Here is a 14,279-nt window from a genome sequence, read left to right as displayed (position 1 = left end):
GGCGATGGGTAGGTGATCGGTGCTGGATGGTCAGGGCTGGATGGTCAGGGCTGGATGTCGGGCGCGACGACGAGGTCGACGTCGAGCCGGGGGTCGCGCACCGAGCGGCTCGCGGTGAGCCGGTAGGTGCCGGGCGGGGTGGTCCAGCCGCCGGCGGCGGCGTCCCACGTCTGGAGGGCGCGCCGGGGGACGCGCACCTCGGCGGTGGCGCGCTCTCCCGGCGCGGCGTCGACGACGGCGAAGCCGCCGAGCCAGCGCACGGGGCGCTCGGGGTCGGTGGCGACCGTGCCGGCGGGCGGGGTCACGTAGACCTGCACGACCTCGCGCCCCGGGCGCGTGCCGGCGTTGCGCACGGCGACGCGCACGACGACGTCCTCCCGGGCGTCGGCAGGCACGGCGTCGGCGGGCACGGCTTCTGCGGCCTCGTACTCCCACGTCGTCCAGCCGAGCCCGTGCCCGAACGGGGCGGCGGGCTCGGGGCCTCCCGCCGCCGGCCCGGCGTCGAGGCGGCGCTCCCAGGCGCGGTAGCCGACGTCGAGCCGCTCGGCGTAGTCGACGACGCCGCCGGCGGGGATCGCGTGCGGCACGGGCACGTCCGCGGCCCGGGCGGGCAGGGTCCACGGCAGGCGGCCGGACGGCTCGGTGACTCCGGTGAGCACGTCCGCGAGGCCGGTCCCGGCCTCCTGGCCGGGCAGCCAGCCCCACAGCACGGCCGGCGCCTCGTCGTACCAGGGCAGCAGCACCGGCGCACCGGCGTTGACGACCACCACGGTGCGCGGGTTGGCGGCGAGCACGCGCCGCACCAGCTCGTCCTGCGTGCCGGGCAGCGCCAGGTCGGCGCGGTCGTAGCCCTCGGACTCGACCTCGTGCGTGGTGCCCACGACGACGACGGCGACGTCGGCCTCCCTGGCCGCGGCGGCCGCCGCCTCGAGCTCGTCCTCGGCCGTCGGCCCGGGCAGCCGGTGCACCAGCGCGCCGCGCACGAACCGGTCGTAGCCGACGGGGTGCACCACCTGCAGCTCCGCCTCCAGCAGGGTGCCGTCGGCGCCGCCCTCGACGGCGAGGGTCGAGGCGATCGGGTGGTTGTGGCCCGAGGCGAGGATGACGTCCTCGTCCACGACGACGTCGCCGGCGGAGGCCGTCCTGCCGTCCACCGTGACCTGGTGCGCCCCCACCGTGCCCACCCCGAGCTCGTGGGTGCCCGGCTCGTCGGTGCGGACCCGTGCGCTGAGGCGCAGGGTCGCGTCGTCGGGGCCGACGTCGGCGCACCAGCCGTCCCAGGCGCCGCGGGTCTCGACGCGGCGGACGGTGCCGTCGGCGGCGAGCCACTCCAGGCGCACGCCCGGCGCGCCGGTGACGGGGTCGGTGCAGCGGGCCGGGTCGAGCGCCGGCGGGTTGCGCAGCACGCGCGAGCCGGCGACGAGATCGACGACCGAGCCCGCCGGGAGCGCGGCGCGCAGCGCCTCGGCGGGGTACGTGAGGCGGTCCGGCACGACGAACGACGAGCCACCGCCCTGGAAGAACGGCTCCACGGCGTGCGCCCCGAGCAGCGCCACGCGCAGGGGCGCGCCGTCGGGCCCGTCCGCGACCGGGACCAGGCCGTCGTTCTTGAGCACGACGACGGAGCGTCCGACGAGCTCGCGCAGCAGCGGCACCGGGTCCTCGGCCGGGACGGGCTCGCCGTCGACGACAGGTCCGCCCGGCAGCGCGAGCCGCCCGACGCGGTGCGCGAGCCGCAGCAGGCGGCGCACCTTGTCGTCGAGGTCGGCGACGGCCACCTCCCCGGACCGGACGGCGGCGAGCAGGCCGTCGCCCCACGGGCCGTCGGGCCCGGGCATCTGCAGGTCGAGGCCGCCGCGTACGGCGGGCGCGACGGACTGCGTGGCGACCCAGTCGCTCACGACGAGGCCGTCGAAGCCCCACTCCTCCTTGAGGACGCCGGTGAGCAGCGGCCGGTGCTCGAGGGCGGGCGCCGCGACGGTGCCGTCGTCGACCCCGCTGTACGCGCCCATGACGCTCCACGCGCCGGCGGTGACGAGGCGCTCGAACGGCGCGAGGTACACCTCCCGCAGCGTCCGCTCGTCGACGCGGGCGAGGTAGCGGGTGCGGTCCGTCTCGGAGTCGTTGGCCACGTAGTGCTTCACGCACATCCCGACCCCGCGCTCCTGCGCCGCGGTGACGAGGGCGACGGCGACCTCGGCCGTGAGGTGCGGGTCCTCCGAGTAGCACTCGAAGTGCCGCCCGCCGACGGGCGTGCGCTGGAGGTTGACCTGCGGCGCCAGGACCACGTCCACCCCGTGCCGGCGGGCCTCCGCCGCGAAGAGCCGTCCCGTGCGCCGGGCCAGCTCGACGTCCCACGTGGCGGCGAGGGCCGACGGCGCGGGCAGCATCGCGGAGGTGCCGTGGCCCTGCGGGTCGCGCACCCCCACCGGGCCGTCCGACATGACGACGGGCTGGAGCCCGATCCGCTCGACGGCGCGGGTCGCCCACATGGACGCGCCGACCACGAGGGCGGCCTTCTCGTCGACCCCGAGGAGGTCGACGAGCGCGTCGATCTCGATCTCGGTGCTGGCGTCGGTGCTGGTGTCGGTGCTGGTGACAGCGGTCTGCGATGACACGCGGCGGTACTCCCTCGTCCTGGTCGGCGTCGACTGGCGCCCAGTGAAGCACAGTTACTGACAGGTAAGTAAGTAGACGAAGGTCACAGTATGGTGACGCCATGGCAGACGGCAGCACCCCGCGACGGACCCGCCCCTCGAAGGCCGAGCGGCGCGAGGAGATCCTCGGCGCGGCGACGCGCGTGTTCGGCTCGAAGGGCTATCACGCGGGGTCGCTGGTCGACGTCGCCGAGCAGGTGGGCATCACGCACGCGGGCGTGCTGCACCACTTCGGCAGCAAGGACAAGCTGCTGTGGGCCGTGCTGGAGTACCGCGACCGGGTCGACGTCGAGCACCTCGAGGGGCAGCACATCCCCGGCGGACTCGACCTGTTCCGCCACCTCATGACGACCGCGCGGATCAACGCCGACCGGCGCGGCATCGTGCAGGCCTACTCGGTGCTCACGGGCGAGTCCGTCACCGACGGCCACCCGGCGGCCGCCTGGGTCACCGAGCGCTTCACGGTGCTGCGCGGCGAGATCACCACGGCGCTGCGGCAGGTGGCGCAGGAGCGCGGCGTGGCGCTCGAGGAGGCACGCGCCCGCAGCGCCGCCAGCGCCGTCATCGGCGTCATGGACGGCCTCCAGGTGCAGTGGCTCCTGGACCCGGACGCCGTCGACCTCGCGGAGGAGACCGCGTTCGCGATCGAGGCGATCCTCGCCGCCGTCCTCGCCGGGCCGGACGCCCCGCGCGTCGTCCCCGCGAGGTAGACCCGAAACCCGCGAGGTAGCTCGGAAGACCGCGAGGTAGCTCGAAGAACCGCGAGGTAGCTCGAAGAACCGCGAGGTAGCTCGAAGAACCGCGAGGTAGCTCGTCGGGCCACGGTGGAGCGCCACCGGGCCGACCTGTGAACTACCTCGCGGTCTTCCGAGCTACCTCGCGGATCTCTGGACTACCTCCCGGCGGTCAGCCGGTCACCAGGGTGAGGTCGTAGGCGTCGAGGATCTCGCCCACCGGCTGGAAGAACGTCGTGCCGCCGGACGTGCAGTCCCCGGAACCGCCGGACGTCACGCCCTGCGCCTGGTCGCCCGCCAGCAGCGAGCCGCCGGAGTCGCCCGGCTCCGCGCACACGTCGGTGCGGATGAGCCCGTCGACCGTGCCCTCGGCGTAGGAGACCGAGACGTCGAGCGCCTCGACGGTGCCGCAGTGCCAGCCCGACGTCGAGCCGGAGCGGCACACCTGGGCCCCCACCGGCGCCGGCTCGGCGCCCGCGACGGCGACCTGGCCGCCCGCCCAGTCGTTCACGGCACCGACCGGCGTGCTGCCGAGCCCCACCTGGACGTACCCGTAGTCGTCGCCGGGGAAGCTCGACCCGGCGAACGTGCCCGTGGGCTGCGACGTCGGGTCGCCCGCGGAGCCGCAGTGCCCCGCGGTGACGAAGCCGTCCGTGACGGCGAAGCCCACCGAGCAGCGCGACGCCCCGTTGATGTAGTACGCGTTGCCCCCGACGACGTCGTCGAGCACCCGTGGCCGCTCGGCGGTCGTGCGCACCGTGGCGGCGCCGCTCGGCACGCCCGCCGCGGCCAGCGCGTCGTCGACGTCCGCCCGGGCGTCCGCCCCTGCCAGCGTCTCGACCACGAGGGTGTTGTCCTGCACGTCCACGTGCCAGCCGGTCACGCCGGCGGCCGCGGCGGCATCGTCGCCCAGGTCCGCGGCCCAGCCCTCGAGCTGGTCCAGCGAGTACCGGGCGTCCACCGCCCGACCGCCCGCGGCGCGCACGGCGGCCTCGACGGCACCGCCCGCGTCGCCCGTCGTGGCGACGAACAGCCGGTCGAGCTCGGGGTCGAGCCACGCGCCGGCGAAGTCGTCACCGAGCTTCTCCCGCAGCCGCTCCTGCGCGGCCGCGGCGTCGTCCTGGAAGTCCAGCCGTTCGACGGCGCGCTCCTTCGACACGCCGAGGTCGTCCGTCATGGCCCGCAGGAGCCCGGCCGGATATCGGTCCGCGCCCGCGACGTCGTCGTCGGGGTCCGGACCGGCGGCCTGGGCCGTCGCCGCGGTCGCCGCGAGCGTGAGCCCGGCAGCCGTGGCGGCCATCGTCCTGAAGGTCGTGCGTCTCATCGGAGAATCCCTTCCGTCAGGTACCGGACGGTTGCCCGGCGCACCACACGCTACGGGGGTGACCAGCCCGCGGCCAGGGCGCGTCCAGCCCGCCGCCGGGTGCACACTGATCCTTCGTGCACCCGATCCCGTGGCTGCGCCCGCACCGGGTGCCCGCGACGTCCCCCGCCTCGCCCGCGAGCCTGCGCCGTCGTCCGGCGCAGGTGGTCACCCTCGCGTTCCTCGCGACGATCGCGGCCGGAACGTTCCTGCTGAGCCTGCCGATCAGCGCCACGGGGCGCACCGCAAGCTTCGTCGAAGCCCTGTTCACCGCCACCTCCGCGACCTGCGTGACCGGGCTCGCCGTCGTGGACACCGAGACGTTCTGGACGCCGTTCGGGCAGGTCGTGATCCTGCTGCTCATCCAGGTGGGCGGCTTCGGCGTCATGACCCTCGCGTCGCTGCTCGGCCTGCTGCTGACCCGCCGCCTGGGGCTCAGCACCCGCCTGGTGGCGACCGAGTCGACCCGCTCGGTCGGGATGGGCGACGTCCGGCGCGTGCTGCTCGGCGTGCTGCGGTTCACCGTCGTCACCGAGCTGGTGGTGGCCGCGGTGCTCACGGCGCGGTTCCCCGCCGCCTACGACGAGCCGCTCGGCCACGCCGTCTGGTCCGGCGTGTTCCACGCGGTGTCCGCGTTCAACAACGCGGGCTTCTCGATCTACAGCCAGAACCTCGTGCCGTTCGTCGCCGACCCGTGGGTGTGCCTGCCGATCTGCGCGGCGATCATCATCGGCGGCCTCGGCTTCCCGGTGCTGCTGGAGCTGTGGCGCCTGCACCGCACCCGCAGGACCGAGGACGGGCCGACCGATCTGCAGCGCCTGTCGCGCTGGAGCGTGCACACGCGGCTCACCGTGCTGATGACGGTGGTGCTGCTCGTGGTGGGCACGGTGTTCTTCCTCGCGGCCGAGTGGCGCAACCCGGGCACGTTCGGCCCCCTCGACCCGCCCGCGAAGGTGCTGGCCGCGTTCACGCAGGCGGTGATGCCCCGCACCGCGGGCTTCAACTCCGTGGACCTGTCGCAGGCCAACAACGGCACGTGGTTCTTCACCGACATGCTGATGTTCATCGGCGCCGGGTCGGGCGGCACCGCCGGCGGCATCAAGGTGACGACGTTCGCCGTCCTCGCCGTCGCGATCTGGTCGGAGCTGCGGGGCGACCCCGACGCCACGCTCTGGGACCGGCGCCTGACACCGAGCACCCAGCGGCAGGCGCTCACCGTCGCGCTCGTCGGCGTCGCCGCCGTGGTGCTGCCCACCCTCGCGATCACGCTGTCCACCAGCCTGTTCACCCTGGACCAGGTGCTGTACGAGGTGGTCTCCGCGTTCAGCACCACCGGCCTGTCCACCGGCATCACCGCGGACATGCAGCCCTGGCACCAGCTCGTGCTCGTGGCCCTGATGTTCCTCGGCCGGCTCGGGCCCATCACGCTCGGCACCGGCCTCGCGATGCGCGACCGGCAGCGCCTGTACCGGCGCCCGGAGGCGGCCGTCGTCATCGGCTGACGCCCCCGCCACGCAGCGAGCGTGCTGGATCGATCCTCAGACGGCCGGTCTGAGGATCAATCCAGCACCGACGGTTCCCCGCGTGTCAGCAGTTCGTCCCGGCGTACGTGCCGACGGCCTGCGCGGCCTCCTGGAACTCCGAGCCGGTCATGGCGGACATGGCGTCCTGCAGCTTCGTCATCGCCTCGGCGTCGGTGGGGTCCTCGGCCGCGGCGCTCAGGCCGTCCGTCGCGGTGCGGAACGACGTGGTCAGCGCCTCCCAGTCGTCGGCGATCTCCGCGGGCGGCTCGCCGACGCTCTCGAGCGTGGTGGTGAGGTCCTCGAGCTTGTCGACCGTGGGCTGCAGGTCGGACGGGTCGACGTCGCCCATCGCGGAGGACGCCTCGGTGAGGGCCTGGACGGCGCCGCACACGTCGCCGCCAGCCGCCTCGTCGGCCGGGGCCTCCTCCTCGGCCGGGCTCTCCTCGGCCGGGCTCTCCTCGGGCGCCTGCTCCTCGGCGGCGGGCGTGCCCTCGCCGGAGCCGGACCCCGAGTCGCCGGAGCCGCTGCAGGCGGCGAGGCCGAGGGAGAGCAGGGCGGCGGCGGCCACGGCGGTGGCACGGGTCATCGTCAGTCGGTTGCGCATGGGGACCATCGTGACCGACGGGCGCCGCTCCTGCGCCCCGGCGCGACGGGGAGTTCTCCCCATGTGGCACGGCCCACGCCCGGCAGGCCCCCGGGCGGCGCCGTCAGTCGGCGGGGCGGAGGAAGCCGTCGCGCACCAGGCCGCGGACGGCGGGGAACAGCTCGGCCCGCAGGTCGTCGGCGGGGACGTCGAGCAGCGCGCCCAGCGCCCCGACGATCTGCCCGACGGCGAGCTCGCCGTCGCACACCCCGACGAACGCCGCGAGGCCGGTGGAGGCGTGCACCCCGCGCCCCAGCCCGTCGCCCTGCCGGATCACGACGACGTTCGGGTCCGCCTGCCCGGGCGTGTGGAACCGCTCCTCGGTGACGTCGTCCGCGACCACGAGGTGGGCGCCGGCGAGCGCCGCGTCGTCGCGCGCCTCGAGCCAGTCGTGCGCCGCGAGCGACGCCGCGACGTGCGCGCCGAGCGGCTGGTGCACGGAGCCGGTGTGCTCCTCGAGGCGGCGCAGCGTCGGCCGCGCGCCGCCCGTGGGCCGGCGGAGGGTGACGATCCCGAAGCCCACAGCCTCCACGTCGCGGGACGCGAAGTCGTCCAGCCACGCGCCGTACGCGGCGGCCCAGGCGCCCGGCTCGCGCTCCGGGGTGGTGCCGCCGTCGCGGATCCACGTCTCGGCGTACTCCGCCGGGTCGAGCACCTCGCGCTGGATCACCCAGCCGTCCAGGCCGGCGGCGTCGAGCCACGCGCCCACGCGCTCGTCCCACGGCTCGCCGCGCCGGTGCTCCCAGTTGCCCAGCAGCTGCGCGACACCGCCGGGGGCGAGCACGCCGCCGACGTCACGCACCAGGTCCCGCACCAGGTCGTCGCCAGAGCGGCCGCCGTCGCGGTACTCGTAGTCGCCCAGCGCCTCCGCCACCGCGGCGCCCGCCGCGCCGGCGTGCGGGGTGATGACGAACGGCGGGTTGGAGACGACCAGGTCGAAGCTCTCCCCCGCCACCGGGTCCAGCATCGACCCGTGCCGCAGCGCGACGTCGACCCCCGCCGCCGGGGTGTTGAGCGCGAGGTTGAACCGGGCGAAGCCCAGCGCGCGCCGGGACAGGTCGGTCGCCACGACGTGCCGGGCGTGCCGCGCGGCGTGCAGCGCCTGGATGCCGCAGCCCGTGCCCAGGTCGAGCACGCGGCCCACGGGCGTGCGCGCCGTGACCTGGGCGAGCGTCGTGGACGCGCCGCCGGCGCCCAGCACGTGGTCCGTCGCGAGCCGACCGCCCGTGGCCAGCTCGGCGAGGTCGCTCGCCAGCCACCACGACGCCTCCCCGCCCGCGTCGACGGCGGCGTACGGGCGCAGGTCGACGACGGCGCGCACGGCGTCGTCGTCACCCTCACCCGCCGCGGCCACCAGCCCCAGGTGGGCGGCACCGGCGGTGCCGAGGCCGGGCAGCGCCCGGTCGAGCGCCCCGCGCGGCACCTCGTCGGCCAGCAGGAACAGCCGGGCGAGCACGGCGCGTGGCTCGTGCGCGGGCCCGACGTCCGCGAGCGCGCGGCGGGCCGGCACGGTCTGCTCGCGGTGCAGCGCCGCGGACGCGACCTCGCCCAGCGCCTCGCCGACGCCGTCGACGGTGTAGCCCGCCGCCGTCAGGTCCGACCGCAGCGCGTCGACCAGGGACCCGGCGTGCCCCGCCGCGCCGGACACGGGCGCCGAGACAGTCGTGGAGGCAGGCGTCGGGGCGAGGCCGTCCGTCGTCATCGGCCCGCGCACTCGGTCGACAGGAACGTGGTGATGTCCTTGGCGGCCGTCGTGGCGTCGGCCGTGTCGTCCGCGGTGATCGCGCCGGCCATCGCGGAGCTCACGGCGTTCGCGTCGTCCGCGTCGACTCCCTCGAACGCCGTGACGGCGCTGTCGAGGTAGTCCGCCATCGCGCCCCAGGGCTCCGCCACGCCCTCCGGCGGCTCGGCGTCTGCCATCGCGGTGTCCGCGGTGCGGAAGCTCTGCACCAGCGCGCGCGGGTGCTCCGGGCTGAGGTCGACGAGCGCGCGGTTGGTCGTGGACCAGGCCTGCTGCAGCCCGGCGCACGTCTCGCGGTCGAGGCCCTCGCCGTCCGTCGCGTCCGCGCTCGGGTCGGGCGACGCCTCCGGGTCCGACGCCGCGTCCTTCGACCGGCTCGGCTCGCCCTCGACGCCCATCGCGAGGTCGCCGGGGATCGAGACCGCCGGGGCGGGCTCCGCGACCGGCTCCTCGCCGCCGTCGGACTGCCCGCAGCCGGCCAGCGCGGCCCCGGTCACGAGCATCCCCACGACGACGACCGGGAGGTGGCGGGGCAGGAGGCGGGCGCGGCGCATCCCCCTATGGTGCGTCACCGCCCGCGCGCGCGGAAATCTCCGCTCAGTCGGCGGGCGCGTCGTCCGGGGTGTCGTCCGACGTGTCGTCCGGGGTCTCGTCAGGCGCGTCGGTCGCGCCGCAATCGTCCTTGAGGAAGGTGGTGACGCGGTTCGACGCCGCCGTCATCGCCGGGGTGTCGAGCTCCGCCAGGGCCTCGGCGACGGCGGTCGCGACCTCGCCCTCGCCGGCCGCCTCGATCTCGTCGGCGACCGCGCCGACGTAGGTCGCCACGGTGAGCCAGTCGTCACGCACCTCCGTGGGCGGCCGGACCTCGGCGAGGGCGTCACGGGCACCCACGAAGCCGCGCCGCAGGGTGGCCGGGTCGTCGGCCGTCATCTCGACCTGGAGGGACGCCGACCGCGACCACGCGGCCTGCACCACCGGGCACTCGTCGGGCGGGCCGGCCGCGAGGACCGCCTCGGCGGGGGCGCCGGCGTCCGCCACGAAGCCGGACGCCACCCCGACCCCCATGCCCAGGAGCAGCGCGACGGCGCCGGCGGCCGCGAACGACGAGCGGCGACGCCAGATCCCCGGCACCGGTCGCCTCAGGCGACCGACCACGCCGCGCGAGGCGCCACCGGCGCGTCTCGTGCTGGCCCTCATGCTGCCGAAGGCTACCGGGAGAGCGCACGACGCCGGAACGTCGCCGCAGGTGGGAGCATGCGGCTTGACCCGTGGCGGGCGTTCGGCCAGATTACGCGCGTGACCTCTACCACGCCCGGCCTGTGGGTGCATCCCGAGAATGACCCGCGAGCGACGGGCGTCGACCCGGTCGGCGAGAAGGAGACCCTCTGGGAATACCTCTGCCGCTACCGCATGACGCTGGTCATGAAGTGCGAGGGCCTCGACGCCTCGCAGCTCGCGCGCCGTGCCGTGCCGCCGTCGACGCTCTCGCTGCTCGGGCTCGTCCGGCACCTCGCGAACGTCGAGCACCACTGGTTCCGGCGGGTGCTGGAGGGCCTCGACGAGCGCGGCCCGTTCGAGCTGCCCGGCTACCCCGACGTCGACTTCGACGGCGCCCTCCCGGACGCGACCTGCGTCGACGAGGCGTGGGACGCCTGGCACCGCGCCGTCGAGGTCGCGGACGACTGCTTCGCCGGCGAGGACCTGAGCCGCGAGGTGCCCTACGACGGCGGCACCGTCGAGGCCCGCGACGTGCTGCTGCACGTGCTCGAGGAGTACGCCCGGCACATGGGCCACGTGGACCTGCTGCGCGAGTGCATCGACGGGCGCACGGGGCTCTAGCCCCGCGCCCCACCCCGCGCCCCGACCCCGCGCGGCCGCGTAGCGTGCCGACCATGGCGGGTGTGCGGAGCTTCCTCAGCGGCGTCCTGGTCCTGCTCGCGGTGCTGGCGGCGGTGGTCACCGTGCCCGCGCGGTACGTCGAGGGCACCCTGCTGGACACGGACGCGTACGTCGCGGCGACGGCGCCGCTGGCGGACGAGATCACCACGCAGGACGCGGTGGCCGAGGCGCTGACCGGCACCGTGGTCGGCCAGATCGACTCGGGGGTGCTCGCCGGGGCGCTGCGCCCGGTGATCGGCGAGGTGGCCGACGTCTTCGTGCGCTCGGACGCCTTCCCGCCCGCCTGGGAGGAGGCCAGCCGGCAGGGGCACGCCGCGACGGTGGCGGTGCTGCGCGACGAGAGCGACGTCGTCGACGCCGCCGACGGCGTGGTGACCCTCCCCCTCGACCCGTTCCTGGAGGCGGTCGGGCAGGCGCTGCGCGACCGCGGGCTGCCCGTCCCCGAGGGCTTCGCGACGACCGGCGCCGACGTCGTCCTGTACGCGTCCGACGACCTCGCCACCGCCCAGTCGGCCGTCGCCTTGCTGGACCGGTGGACCCCGTGGGCGCTGCCGGCGACGGTGCTGCTCGCCGTCCTGGCCGCCCTCGTCGCCCGGCCCGGACGACGCCTGCGCACGGTCGCGGTGACCGGGGTGCTGACCGCCGTCGCGATGCTCGTGCTCCTCGTGCTGCTGCCGGAGGCCGTGCAGGCGGTCTTCGCCGGGCTCGACGTCGGCGCAGCGGGACGCCAGGTGCTCGACGACACCGTCGACGCGCTGCTGGTGCCGCTGCGCACCCGGCTCTGGTGGGCGTTCGGGGTCGCCGCGGCCGTAGGGGTCGGCGCGGGGGTCACGGCCGGCGTGCTGCGCCGCGGGCGCGCGTCCTGATCCTGCGGCACGGCCCTGCCGCCCGGGCGTCGGCCCGGGCGGCAGGGCAGGTCGAACGCCTGGTCAGGCGTCCGAGGTGGCCCAGAAGAGGGCCTGCGCCGCCTGGCCCAGGCCGCCCTTCGGGTGGGTGCGGAAGAACACCGACGTGCCGAACACGACGGCCCGCGCGCCCGACTCCGCCTCGCCCGAGACCACCGCGGCGTGCCCTGCCGCCGCGTCAGGGCCGTCCGACCCCGCGCCGGACGGCGTCCAGTGCCCGGCGAGGAACGGCCGGTCCGCGTCGTAGGACTGCTCGGCCGTGGTGCCCTCGCCCAGGTCGGTGAACCAGGTCGCCGGATAGACGAACGCCTGGTCCTGGGGGTGCGCGGACAGGAACGACGAGCGCGCGGTGTCGACGTCGACGATCCCGTTGCCCGACCGGTTGCCCGTGACGGCCGAGCCCTCCACGAGCCCGTACGTCTCGGCCACGGCGAACGCGGCCGCCGTGCGACCCACGACCGAGCCGCCGTCGTCCACCCAGCCCTGCACCGCCTCCCGGCCGGCGCTGCCGGCGGGCAGCGTCAGCGACGACCCGACCCAGAGCACGTCGGCGTCCTCGAGGCCCGTCGTCCCGGTCGCCGCGCCGGCCTCGATGCCGGCCGCGGTCACCCGGACCAGGTCGTCGAAGCCGAGCTCGGTCAGGGACAGCAGGTCGTCCTGGCTGCCCGCGTAGGCGACCGTGAGGTCGTCGAGCTCCGCCGCCTCGTCGAGCCGGCGCAGCTCCTGCCGCGTCGCGGCCTCGAACGGGACGTCGTGCTCGCGCGCGACCTCCCGGACGGTCCGGCCGTCCCCGCGCCCGACGACGGCGCGCCCGTCGTCCAGGAGCCAGACCGGGACGTCCTCCTCGAGCAGCGCGTTGAGGGCGCGGTAGTCCTCGACGCCCGCGACGTCGAACGCGACGTGCCGCGCCCCGTGCGGCACGCGGGCGTCCGACGGCTCGCCGCGCAGCGGGACGACCTTCCCGACCGGCCGGTCCGTGGTCGACCCGACGCTGTCGACCGTCGCGCCCCACAGGGACGACAGGCTCCACGCCGAGATGTCGTACATCGACGGCACCTTCGCCGAGATGTCGGTGCCGAGGTCGAGCAGGGCGTTCGCCAGGCCGCGCAGCGGCTGGTGCAGGTCGACGACGAACGATCCGCGCGGGTAGGTGGTGCCACCGACGCGGGTGGCGCGCGTCAGCGTGCCGACCTCGATGCCGTGGAACAGGAGCTGGTCCACCAGCGCCTCGGCGTCGGCGGCGGACCGCTGCCCGTCGCCGACCGGGATCACGTAGGCGCGCGGCAGGTCGACGGGGTCCTGGTCGTCGACCACGTCCCAGTGCTGCTTCCACTCGTCCGGCTCGGGCACGGCCGCCACGTCGTCGACCGTCAGCGCGTCCTTCGGCTCCCCCGCGACGCCCCGGCGGAACGCCTCGATCTGGTCGTCCAGCATGGCGTCGTGGTGCCCGGCCACGTAGTCGATCATCGAGGTCATCGTCTGCTTCGCCACCGCCGTGTTGATCACGGCGTCCTCGGGCGTGGTGGCCGGGCCGGTGCGGCCCTTCGGCAGCTCGACGGTGCTGGTCGTGGCGCCGTGGAACGCGGCGTACTGCGCGGTGAAGATCGGCGGGTAGTCGTCCCACCCGGACGGGGTGTCGCGGTACGGGATCTTGATGAAGCCGGTGTTCTCGTCGACCGCCTCGTCCGTGGCCGGGTCGTAGTAGGTGTTCCCGGGGATCTGCGCGGCGACCACGTCGTCCTCCACCTGGCGCGCGATCGCGTACCCATGGGGGATGAACAGGTCGTACTCGTAGTTCTCGCCGTGCGGCGGGCCGCACGGCTCCACCTGCAGCACGTCGGTGTACCCGTGGAAGTCGGCCGCGTAGAGCGGCTGCAGCGCCCGCGCCGTCGCGACGAAGGACCGCGACTCCGGCGTCGCCCCGGTGATCATGTCGCGGTTCGCGTCGAGGCTCAGGCTCGTGGCCCGCGTGCCCAGGGTGCGCCCGTCGGGGTTGAGCGTCAGCGAGAAGTACAGCCGGTGGTCCTCGAGCAGGGCCGCGGTGGCCGGGTCGTCGGACGTCGCCAGCTCGTCGATGACCTGCATCGCGGCGTCGGTGCCCTCCCACTCGTTGCCGTGGATGTTGGCGCTGATCCACAGCGGCGTCTTGTAGCCCTCGGCGAGGCGGCGGTCGGCCGCGGCCCGCTCCGGGGACGTGCGGATCTCCTCCCGCCACCCGGTCTGCCGCGCGGTCTCGCGGCGGGACTCCGGCGCCGTCACGGTCACCAGGTACAGGTCGCGGCCCGCCGTGGACCGACCCACCACCTGGGTCGAGACCCGGTCGCTCGAGTCCATGAGGGCCGTCAGCCGCGGGGCGATCTCGGCGTAGCTGATCGTGCCGTTGAGGTCGGTCGCGTCGTCGTCCGCCGGCGGGTACACGGTGAGGTCGGGCTGGGACGGGTAGGCGCGGGGCATGTCGATCGCGCCGCCGGTCGTCCCGCCGCCGTGGCCGGGCCCGGAGCGTTGTGCCGTGCGCGCCAGCTCGGCGAACGACGCCGCGCCGGCGGCAGGTGCGTCCCGCTCGGGCCCGCGGCCTTGGCGGTCCTGCCGGTCGTCGGCGGCCGCGGCGCTCACGAACGTCGTCGCCAGGAGGGTGAGGGTGCCGAGCACCGCGACGGTGCGTGGGAGCTTCATGGGTCTCCTTCTCCTCGTCGGCGGCGTGGACTCCGTCGTCCCGCCAGGGGCCGGCGCCGAGCGCCGTCCCGGGCCCAGCATGTCGCGACCCGGGAGCTTCGGCACGGCCGGAAACACGACGTTCACGGGGAACGACGACCG

11 protein-coding genes are annotated in these 14,279 nt (G+C 75.5%); 4 read left to right on the top strand and 7 right to left on the bottom strand.

All coding sequences use genetic code 11. The features are described from left to right. Positions 1–44: 44 nt before the first annotated feature. Positions 45–2,618, bottom strand: coding sequence for a beta-glucosidase (locus ACFQ8E_RS20455; RefSeq protein WP_430552403.1), 2,574 nt, complete (start codon positions 2,616–2,618; stop codon positions 45–47). Between the two features lie 101 nt (positions 2,619–2,719). On the opposite strand from ACFQ8E_RS20455, the gene ACFQ8E_RS20450 reads away from it, so the two are divergent. Continuing rightward, positions 2,720–3,367 (top strand): TetR/AcrR family transcriptional regulator, encoded by a 648-nt coding sequence (locus ACFQ8E_RS20450; protein ID WP_430552402.1) that lies wholly within the window; start codon positions 2,720–2,722, stop codon positions 3,365–3,367. 196 nt (positions 3,368–3,563) lie between these two features. Here the strand turns inward: ACFQ8E_RS20450 and ACFQ8E_RS20445 are convergent, their stop codons facing one another. Further along, positions 3,564–4,715, bottom strand: coding sequence for a S1 family peptidase (locus ACFQ8E_RS20445; protein WP_430552401.1), 1,152 nt, complete (start codon positions 4,713–4,715; stop codon positions 3,564–3,566). 116 nt (positions 4,716–4,831) lie between these two features. On the opposite strand from ACFQ8E_RS20445, the gene ACFQ8E_RS20440 reads away from it, so the two are divergent. Further along, the gene (locus ACFQ8E_RS20440; RefSeq protein WP_430552400.1) at positions 4,832–6,256 is read left to right on the top strand and encodes a TrkH family potassium uptake protein; all 1,425 of its coding nucleotides are present in this window, start codon (positions 4,832–4,834) and stop codon (positions 6,254–6,256) included. Positions 6,257–6,341: 85 nt separating this feature from the next. Here the strand turns inward: ACFQ8E_RS20440 and ACFQ8E_RS20435 are convergent, their stop codons facing one another. From ACFQ8E_RS20435 to ACFQ8E_RS20420, 4 genes are all read right to left on the bottom strand, one after another. Then, complete coding sequence (locus ACFQ8E_RS20435) at positions 6,342–6,881, bottom strand: hypothetical protein (protein WP_430552399.1); 540 nt, start codon at positions 6,879–6,881, stop codon at positions 6,342–6,344. Between the two features lie 103 nt (positions 6,882–6,984). Next, entirely contained in the window at positions 6,985–8,622 is a 1,638-nt protein-coding gene (locus ACFQ8E_RS20430; RefSeq protein ID WP_430552398.1) for a methyltransferase, read from the bottom strand. Next, complete coding sequence (locus tag ACFQ8E_RS20425; RefSeq protein WP_430552397.1) at positions 8,619–9,215, bottom strand: hypothetical protein; 597 nt, start codon at positions 9,213–9,215, stop codon at positions 8,619–8,621. The genes ACFQ8E_RS20430 and ACFQ8E_RS20425 overlap by 4 nt, the downstream gene beginning before the upstream one ends. 43 nt (positions 9,216–9,258) lie before the next feature. Beyond that, positions 9,259–9,858, bottom strand: a complete 600-nt coding sequence (locus ACFQ8E_RS20420; RefSeq protein ID WP_430552396.1) for a hypothetical protein — start codon at positions 9,856–9,858, stop codon at positions 9,259–9,261. Between the two features lie 99 nt (positions 9,859–9,957). Between ACFQ8E_RS20420 and ACFQ8E_RS20415 the strand changes: the two genes are divergently transcribed. Further along, complete coding sequence (locus ACFQ8E_RS20415; RefSeq protein ID WP_430552395.1) at positions 9,958–10,500, top strand: DinB family protein; 543 nt, start codon at positions 9,958–9,960, stop codon at positions 10,498–10,500. A 53-nt stretch (positions 10,501–10,553) separates the two neighbouring features. Beyond that, positions 10,554–11,426: a hypothetical protein gene (locus ACFQ8E_RS20410; RefSeq protein WP_430552394.1), complete on the top strand. Its 873-nt coding sequence runs from the start codon at positions 10,554–10,556 to the stop codon at positions 11,424–11,426. Between the two features lie 63 nt (positions 11,427–11,489). On the opposite strand, the gene ACFQ8E_RS20405 is transcribed toward ACFQ8E_RS20410, so the two are convergent. Then, positions 11,490–14,138, bottom strand: coding sequence for a M14 family zinc carboxypeptidase (locus tag ACFQ8E_RS20405; RefSeq protein ID WP_430552393.1), 2,649 nt, complete (start codon positions 14,136–14,138; stop codon positions 11,490–11,492). Between the last annotated feature and the right edge of the window lie 141 nt (positions 14,139–14,279).

Source organism: Isoptericola sp. NPDC056573 (assembly GCF_042793335.1).
Taxonomy (GTDB): domain Bacteria; phylum Actinomycetota; class Actinomycetes; order Actinomycetales; family Cellulomonadaceae; genus Isoptericola.
The sequence above is the reverse complement of the archived record's forward strand: the minus strand, read 5'-3'. Positions and strand labels throughout refer to the sequence as shown.